Raw genomic sequence first — 7,362 nt, forward strand, 5'->3', positions numbered from 1 at the left:
CCCCCGGCCGTAGGAGGCCAGCCCTCTGGCCGATCGGGCCAGCCCCGGCGCCGGATCGCGCAGAGGGCTGCGCTCCTACGAGGGGGCGGCGGAAAAGCGCGCACAAAAAAGCCGCATCGACACCCAGCCAAGAAAAAGCGTCGATGCGGCGGGGGACTCCCTTCCCGCGGCGTGTCGGGACACCACCCCGACGTGCCGGTCCAACGGAGATGTCACGCAGATACAGCAGCATGTCAGCCGCGTGGCAGGCTCTGCCGCCCCGGGGCCTCGATGAAGGCGCCACGGCGGGTGAGCACGAGGCTTAGTTTCCACCCTGTCCACGCATGAGTAAAACAAGTTTTTGTCACGTAGTATGTGAGTCAGGCTCATGAAGGAGGGCGGCATGCTGGAGATCCGGCATTTGCGGGCACTGCACGAGATCGTGCGCCTGGGCAGCGTGACGGCGGCGGCCGAGTCGCTCTGCGTCACCCAGTCGGCGCTGTCGCATCAGCTGCGGCAGCTGGAAGAGCGCATGGACGTGGTGCTGTTCGAACGGCGCAGTACGCCGGTGCGCCTGTCGCCGGCGGGAACGCGCCTGCTGCAGGCGGCCGAGCGCGTGCTGCCGGAGGTGGCCGCGGCCGAGCGCGACATCGCCCGCATCCGCGACGGCCGCGGCGGGCGGCTGTACCTCGCGCTGGAGTGCCACAGCTGCTTCCAGTGGCTGATGCCGTCGCTGGCGGCCTTCCGCGAACATTGGCCCGAGGTGGAGCTGGACCTGAGCCTGAGCCATGGTTTCGATGCCCTGAATGCCCTGCGCGAACGCGAGGTCGACGCGGCGGTGTCACCGGATCCGGTGGAAGACCCGGAGCTGATCGCGCTGGACCTGCTGGAGTACGAGAACCTGCTGATCGTGCCGCGCGGGCATCGCCTGGAGGGGGCCAGCTACGTGGAGCCGGCGGATCTCGAGGGCGAGACCCTGATCACCTACCCGGTGGAGGAGGAGCGCCTGGATATCTGCCGGCATTTCCTGCACCCGGCGGGCATCTCGCTGCCCCGGCGCACCACCGAGGTGACCGCCATGCTGCTGCAGCTGGTCGCCAGCGGGCGGGGCGTGGCCTCGCTGCCGGAATGGGCCCTGCCGGAACTGGAGGCGCAGATGCAGGGCGCGGGAAACGGCGCGCGCGGTTCCGGGCGTTCCGCCATCGCGCGTCTGCGCATGGGCCCCGACGGCCTGTGGAGCACCCTGCGCCTGGCCATCCGCCGCGAGGACGAGGGCCTCGCCTTCATGCAGGACTTCGTCGGCATCGCTCGCGACGAACTCCACCAGGCCTCCGTACGCCGCGGCTGAGCGGCGCGGGGTCAGCAGCCGCCTCCGCCACCACCGCCTCCGCCGGCCCCTCCGGCGCCGCCGCTCGAGCCGCGGGTGCTTTCTTCCAGCCACATGGCCATATGGCAGGCGATGGCGATGGCCCCGACCGGACGCGGATGGATGACCTCGACGAACCAGCCGCCGGTCAGGCCGGTTTCCTGCTTGGGCCGGAAGGTGGCGACCATGTCGCGGTTGTCGCGCAGGGTATAGCTGAACAGCCCGCGCCAGTCGGTGCGTTCGCCGTTGACCTGGTAGTGATCGTCGCGATAGCTGAACAGCCCGCTGAGCGTCTTGCGGTCGGTGCTGGTCTCCTCGATCTGCGTGACCGTGCCCGCGCCGGCGCGCCAGACCTCCTGGCGCTGCGGCATCCCGAAAAAGCCGACATTGCGCTGAAGCTGCTGGAAGAACCCCGCGTCCGGCGGGTCGGCCAGGCGCATGCGCGTGGTGGCGAAATGCAGCTCCGGCCTGCCGAACCAGGCCGCGAGCCCGCCCGAAGGGCGCCGCAGGCGGGCCACTGGCGTTCCGGCCTGGCGCAGTTCCGCGATGCTGCGGGTCTTTTCGCCAAAAAACGGCAGCCGCTTGAGCGGCGAGATTTTCACGAACTCCAGCTGCCCCTGTACCGGGCTTTCCTCTCCCGGCGGCGGGGATCCGGGCCCCGAGGGCGCTTCGGCAACCCCGGAAGCCGCGTTCGGTGAGGGTTCGTTCGGTTGCCACTGGGCCGCCGGCCCGTAACCACGCCTGGCCATGCTGATCTCCTTCCTGGATTGCGGAGGGCTGTGCATTCAGCCCGAGTATAGGCACGGCAGGCTCGCCGTGCCCCGCATCAACGCAGGGGTTTGGGCGGAAGGGTATATAATCAAAATGTGATATAGTTCCGCGTTTTTCGCTGAGTGGTCCAGTCAGGCATTCATCGCATGGACGAGCAAAAGGTAACAAGGGCAAGCCCGGAATGGCTGATCGGCCTGGGCATTATGGCGGTGGTCGGACTGGGCTATTTCGCCGGGGCCTGGCTGGGGGTGACGCAGACCGTGTCCCCCGATGGAAAAGCCATCATCTGGCCCCCCAACGCCGTGGCGCTGGCGGCGCTGCTGTTGCTGCCCGTGCGTCGCTGGGCCTGGGTGGTGCCGGCCGTGATGGCGGCCGAGATCGCCGCCGACCTCCCGACCTTCCCGCTATGGGCCGCGGTGTCCTTCGGCATGGTGAACCTGTTCGAGGTCTTCCTCGCCGCGTCGCTCATCCGCTGGTTCACCGGTCCGCGCTTCGACTTTGACAGCCTTGCCCGGGGCGGCTACTTCCTGCTGTTCGGGCCGCTGCTGGCGGCCGGCCTGGCGGCACTGTTCGGGGCCGGGGTCTATCGCGGGCTGCTGGGCGAGGAGGGCGGTTACTTCGCGCACTGGCAGATGTGGTGGTTCGGCGACGCGCTGGGCCTGCTGCTGCTGACGCCGCTGCTGGTCATCCTGATCCGCCAGCACCGCGGGCTCTTGCAGGGCTGGAGCGGGAAGCGGCTGCTGGAAATGGCTGCCCTGCTGTTGCTGCTGGCGGCCATGGCCACGGTGCTGCTGACGACCGGGCGAGCCGAGGACGGCGGGCATCCGCTGGCGCTGGTGCTGTTGCTGCCGCCGGTGCTGTGGGCCGCGGCGCGATTCGGTGTGGTCGGCGCGGCGCTGCTGGTGGCGGTGGTGGCCGCCACCGCCATCGTCTGGATGGTGCACGTATCCTGGCCGATGTACGGCGTGGACCCCGAAGGGGCCATCCTCGCGATGCAGGAATTCCTGGCCGTTACCGCCATCACCGGCATCGGGGTCGGCCTTTTGATGCGCGAGATCGAGTCCCAGCGCATGCGCCTGCGGCTGTTCGAACGGGCGATGAAGGCCATCAACGATGCGGTCATCATCACCGACGCCCGGCGCCGCGATAACCCGATCATCTGGGTGAACGATACCTTCGAGAAGCTCTTTGGTTACCCGCGTGAAGAGGTCCTGGGCCGCAACTGCCGGTTCCTGCAGAATGACGAGAGCGAGCAGGAGGGCGTGCGGGAAGTCCGCGAGGCGTTGCGGCGGGAGGAACCCGTGCAGACCCTGGTGCGCAACTACCGCCGCGACGGCGAACCGCTGTGGATCCAGCTGAGCCTGGCCCCCGTATGCGATGCACACAAACGGGTGACCCACTACGTGGGCGTGCAGCGCGACCTGACCGAGATCAAGCGCGCGGAAGAGGAACTGGAACGGCGCGTGGCCGAGCGCACCGCCGCGCTGCAGGAGGCCAACCAGCGGCTGGAACGCATTGCCTCCACCGATCCGCTGACCGGCATCGCCAACCGCTGGTATTTCCTGGAGGTGGCCGAACGCGAACTGCGCCGGCGTGCCGCCAACGAGAATCCGGTGTCCCTGCTGATGCTGGACCTGGACCACTTCAAACGGGTCAACGATACCTGGGGGCACCCGGTGGGGGACCGGGTCCTGCACGGGCTGGCCGACACCCTGCGCGATTCCCTGCGGCCGCTGGACCTGAGCGGGCGGTTCGGCGGGGAGGAGTTCCTCGTCCTGTTACCCGGGGCCGGTACCGAAGAAGCCTGCGAGATCGCCGAACGACTGCGCCGGGCCGTGGCCGCGATGGCCATCGAGCACGAGGGCGAGACCATCCGCGTGACCGTCAGCATCGGCGTGGCCAGCAGCGATGGCCAGCAGGACATCGACGAACTCATCGAAAGCGCCGACAACGCCCTGTACCGAGCGAAACGCGCAGGGCGCGACCGCGTGGTCGCCAACTCGTAGGAGCGGCCCTGGCCGCGAATGGGTTTGCATGCGAGCACGCCCCTGCGCGGTGTGACATGCGCCATGGCCATATTAGCTATAGGGGTATGAGCCAGAGTACATACCTTCACGGGTTTCTGGTCCTCGCCCTGTTGCTGGTGGTGCCGGCATCGGCGTTTGCGGCGGAAATCCCTGATCCGCCGGAGGAGCAGCCGTTTCTCGATGACCGCGCCTGGAACGACGACCTCTGGAGCCCCCATCTGCAGCAGATCATGGACGTGCGCGTCCTCCCCGAATTCGCCGGCGGGGCCTTTGAGACGGGCCTTCGCGCCGGTCTGGAAGAACTGATCGAAACGGCCGCCATCGGCCCCGATGGCGACCCGCCGCGGGCCGTGGGCGCCTGGCATGAACGCCTGCACGTGTCTCCTCGGGTCACCACGCCGTTCGCGCTGGGTACCGTCCTGTGGTTCGTGGTGCCCGGTGTGCTGTGCCTGCTGCTGGCGGCATTGCTGCCACGCAACCGGGCCGCACTGAGCAAGATCGGGGTAGGCCTGATCGTGGTCGGAGCGCTTTTCTGGGTAGCGCTTGCGCTGCTTGCCGCCTGGGGCGTCTACCGGTACATGCCGCTTCCCGCGGCCCCGCCACCTGGAGCGCGCCCGGGATCGGCCGGCGGTGGATTCGGCGGTGGTGGAGTCGGAGGCGCCGGCGGAGGAGGTGACTTCTGAGGCCGAACCGGCTGCCCAAACGCAGTCATCAGCCCAAGGCCAAGTCCGCCCTGCAGGCGGTCTGGATGGCCGAAACCCGGCGCCGACGCCGAAGAGGCGTTCGACGCCTTCCTGACCGCCTACGGCGACAAGTACCCGAGCGATGGCGGATGCCCGGTACGTCACGGCGAATCGCCTGACCGAGGACTCGCGGGCGATCCAGGCGAAGGGGCGGAATCGAGTCCTGATCCCGGGTCCGCAACTTCCGGCCCGAACCCCGCGCCCGGTGAAGGAGAACACCGTTCAGGCGATCGCGGCCTTCAAGGGCTGAAGCCCGGGGTTATTCCGCCGCCTGCAGTTGCAGCAGGTGGCGGGCCTCGAAGGTGTCGCCGGAGAGGAGCAGTTCCATGGCCAGGGCCTTGTGGTCCGGTTCCGGGCTGCCGCGAAGTTCGAGGCGACGGGTTTCACCGGCCGGGAATTCGTCCCAGGCCCTGGGCGCCGGTTCGAGGGACATCGGAGCGCCGGCGGGCATGGTTTCCAGGGAGTTCTGGATCGCCCCGAGATCCCGGGGGCCCGGATTTTCGATCAGGATGGTGACGTTGACCGGCTCGCCGGGGCTGTATTCGAGCCGCTCCGGGCCGTAGAAGACGAGGTCCGGCTGCAGGTCATGCTGCGACATGATGGCCTCCATGGCCTCGGCGGCCTCGCGGGCCTTTTGATGGGCCTCGATCAGGTCGGCCAGGTTTTCCCGGAGGTGCGCGGCGCCCTCTTCCCCGGAGACGGCGGCCAGGCTGTCGAACGGGACTTGCAGCCGTTTCTGCGAGGCCTGGTCGGCCAGTTCCAGGAATTCGGTAACGAGGGCCTGGTGCTCTTCGTCGCCGGTGCGGGCCCGGAGGGCTCGCGCCAGGGTGCGGCGCGAGCGTTCCCAGGTGCTGAGGAAATCGAGCGCCTCCTCGGCGGCTTCGTGGTGCTCGTCGAGGGAGGTGTCGCCGGGGCTCTCCAGCGCGGAATCCAGCGTGTCCAGGCGTTCCAGGTGGTCTTCGAACACCGGGTCGATGGTGGCTTCGCTCCCGCTGGCGGGCACGGCGGTGAGGGATGCCGCGAGGATCGCGGCAGTCGTGATGGCCAGGGCGTCGCCGCGGGTGGCTCGGAGGGTCCGGGCCGGAAAGGTTTCGCGCTTATCAGATTGATCCACCGTCGCCATCCGCTTCTCGTGCCCTTTCCGAAGATATGGAACCCTGGAGGTCTCGATCTTACGCTACAGCCCACCGTTGACAGGTCAAGCCCTATCAAGGGCGGCCCTGGCCGCACGGGCTATACTCGAGGCCCATTTCTGCGGGAGGCGTCATGAGCCGGCTGTTCGAAAAAACCTACCCCGAGCCCGGCGCGGCACCCGGCCACGGGGCCCATGCACGCGAAGACGTGGGCGAGGGCGCCCGGGCTTGTGCATGGCATTACGGCCATGAGCGGCTGACGGAGCTCGATGCCGACCGGATCCTGTCCGGAGGTGCGGGTGACACCGGCGAGGGTTTCATGTGGCTGCACCTGCAGGGTATGCCGGGGCCCGAGCAGCTCCGTGCCCTGGGCAATGCCTTCGGTCTGCATCCGCTGGTGCTGGAAGACATTCGTCACCAGGGCCAGCGCCCCAAGGTCGATTTCTTCGACAACGCGCTGATGGTCATCCTGAGCCACCCCCGGCATGAACAAGGCCGCATCGAACTCGACCAGTTCAGCCTGTTCGTGGCCCCCGGCCTGATCATCAGCATCCACGGTGGCGAGCAGGATCCCTTCGAGCCCGTGCGCGATCGCATGCGCAGCGCCAACCGCAACTTCAACCGCCTGGGCGCCGCGTACCTGGCCTACGCGCTGATGGACGCCGTGGTGGACCAGGGCTTCCCGGTGCTGGAAGAGATCAGCGAGTGGCTGGAACGCCTCGAAGACGCGGTACTCGAGCGGCCCGACGCCAGCACCCTGGCCGAGATCCACCGGCTGCGCCGGGAACTCCTGGTGCTGCGTCGCCAGCTCTGGCCTGCCCGCGACGTGGTGGCGCGGCTGATGCGCGACGACCTGGAACCGTTTACCGTCGAGCTGTTTCCGTACCTGCGCGACGTGCACGACCACGCCATCCAGATCATGGATCTGCTGGAGTCCTACCGCGAAATGGCGGCCACCCTGATCGAGGCCTACATGTCCGCGATCAACCAGCGCTCCAACGACGTCATGCGCGTGCTCACCATCATCGCCACCATCTTCATCCCGCTCACATTCGTGGTGGGGATCTACGGCATGAACTTCGACCACCCCGAGAGCCCCTGGTCGATGCCCGAACTCTACACCTATTACGGCTACCCCGTGGTCTGGCTCGTCATGCTCGGCGTGGTCGCCGGCATGCTCTATTTCTTCCGCCGCCGCGGCTGGTTGTAACGCCCGGACACGGATCGGCCGGGGGGGCCGGCCTCCTACCGACCACCCCGCCCGTGGGAGGCCAGCCCCCTGGCCGACCGGGGCCCGGACGACCCACCGGGCCGGATCGGCCGGAGGGTCGCCCACCCCGCGT

At 68.3% G+C, this 7,362-nt stretch carries 6 protein-coding genes and 1 pseudogene; 5 read left to right on the forward strand and 2 right to left on the reverse strand.

Annotated elements, in window-relative coordinates; all coding sequences use genetic code 11:
• Nucleotides 1-382 precede the first annotated feature (382 nt).
• Nucleotides 383-1,327, forward strand: coding sequence for a LysR family transcriptional regulator (locus G020_RS0114240; protein WP_024330058.1), 945 nt, complete (start codon nucleotides 383-385; stop codon nucleotides 1,325-1,327).
• Nucleotides 1,328-1,338: 11 nt separating this feature from the next.
• Here G020_RS0114240 and G020_RS0114245 read toward each other — a convergent pair whose 3' ends face one another.
• Nucleotides 1,339-2,094 carry a hypothetical protein gene (locus G020_RS0114245; protein WP_024330059.1) on the reverse strand — a complete coding sequence of 252 codons (756 nt, stop codon included), beginning with the start codon at nucleotides 2,092-2,094 and terminating at the stop codon, nucleotides 1,339-1,341.
• Nucleotides 2,095-2,262: 168 nt separating this feature from the next.
• Here G020_RS0114245 and G020_RS0114250 point away from each other — a divergent pair, with 168 nt between their 5' ends.
• The 3 genes and pseudogenes from G020_RS0114250 to G020_RS15360 form a co-directional block, all read left to right on the forward strand.
• Nucleotides 2,263-4,122: a diguanylate cyclase gene (locus G020_RS0114250; protein WP_024330060.1), complete on the forward strand. Its 1,860-nt coding sequence runs from the start codon at nucleotides 2,263-2,265 to the stop codon at nucleotides 4,120-4,122.
• An 86-nt stretch (nucleotides 4,123-4,208) separates the two neighbouring features.
• Nucleotides 4,209-4,826 (forward strand): hypothetical protein, encoded by a 618-nt coding sequence (locus tag G020_RS0114255; RefSeq protein WP_024330061.1) that lies wholly within the window; start codon nucleotides 4,209-4,211, stop codon nucleotides 4,824-4,826.
• Between the two features lie 142 nt (nucleotides 4,827-4,968).
• A pseudogene (locus G020_RS15360) lies at nucleotides 4,969-5,061 on the forward strand (NERD domain-containing protein); the annotation flags it as partial.
• 84 nt (nucleotides 5,062-5,145) lie between these two features.
• Here the strand turns inward: G020_RS15360 and G020_RS0114265 are convergent.
• Nucleotides 5,146-6,000, reverse strand: a complete 855-nt coding sequence (locus tag G020_RS0114265; RefSeq protein WP_156002788.1) for a hypothetical protein — start codon at nucleotides 5,998-6,000, stop codon at nucleotides 5,146-5,148.
• A gap of 152 nt (nucleotides 6,001-6,152) precedes the next feature.
• Between G020_RS0114265 and corA the strand changes: the two genes are divergently transcribed.
• Nucleotides 6,153-7,229: a magnesium/cobalt transporter CorA gene (corA, locus tag G020_RS0114270; RefSeq protein WP_024330063.1), complete on the forward strand. Its 1,077-nt coding sequence runs from the start codon at nucleotides 6,153-6,155 to the stop codon at nucleotides 7,227-7,229.
• Nucleotides 7,230-7,362 lie beyond the last annotated feature (133 nt).

Origin of the sequence: Thioalkalivibrio sp. ALR17-21, from assembly GCF_000420185.1 — a bacterium.
Lineage (GTDB): Bacteria > Pseudomonadota > Gammaproteobacteria > Ectothiorhodospirales > Ectothiorhodospiraceae > Thioalkalivibrio > Thioalkalivibrio halophilus.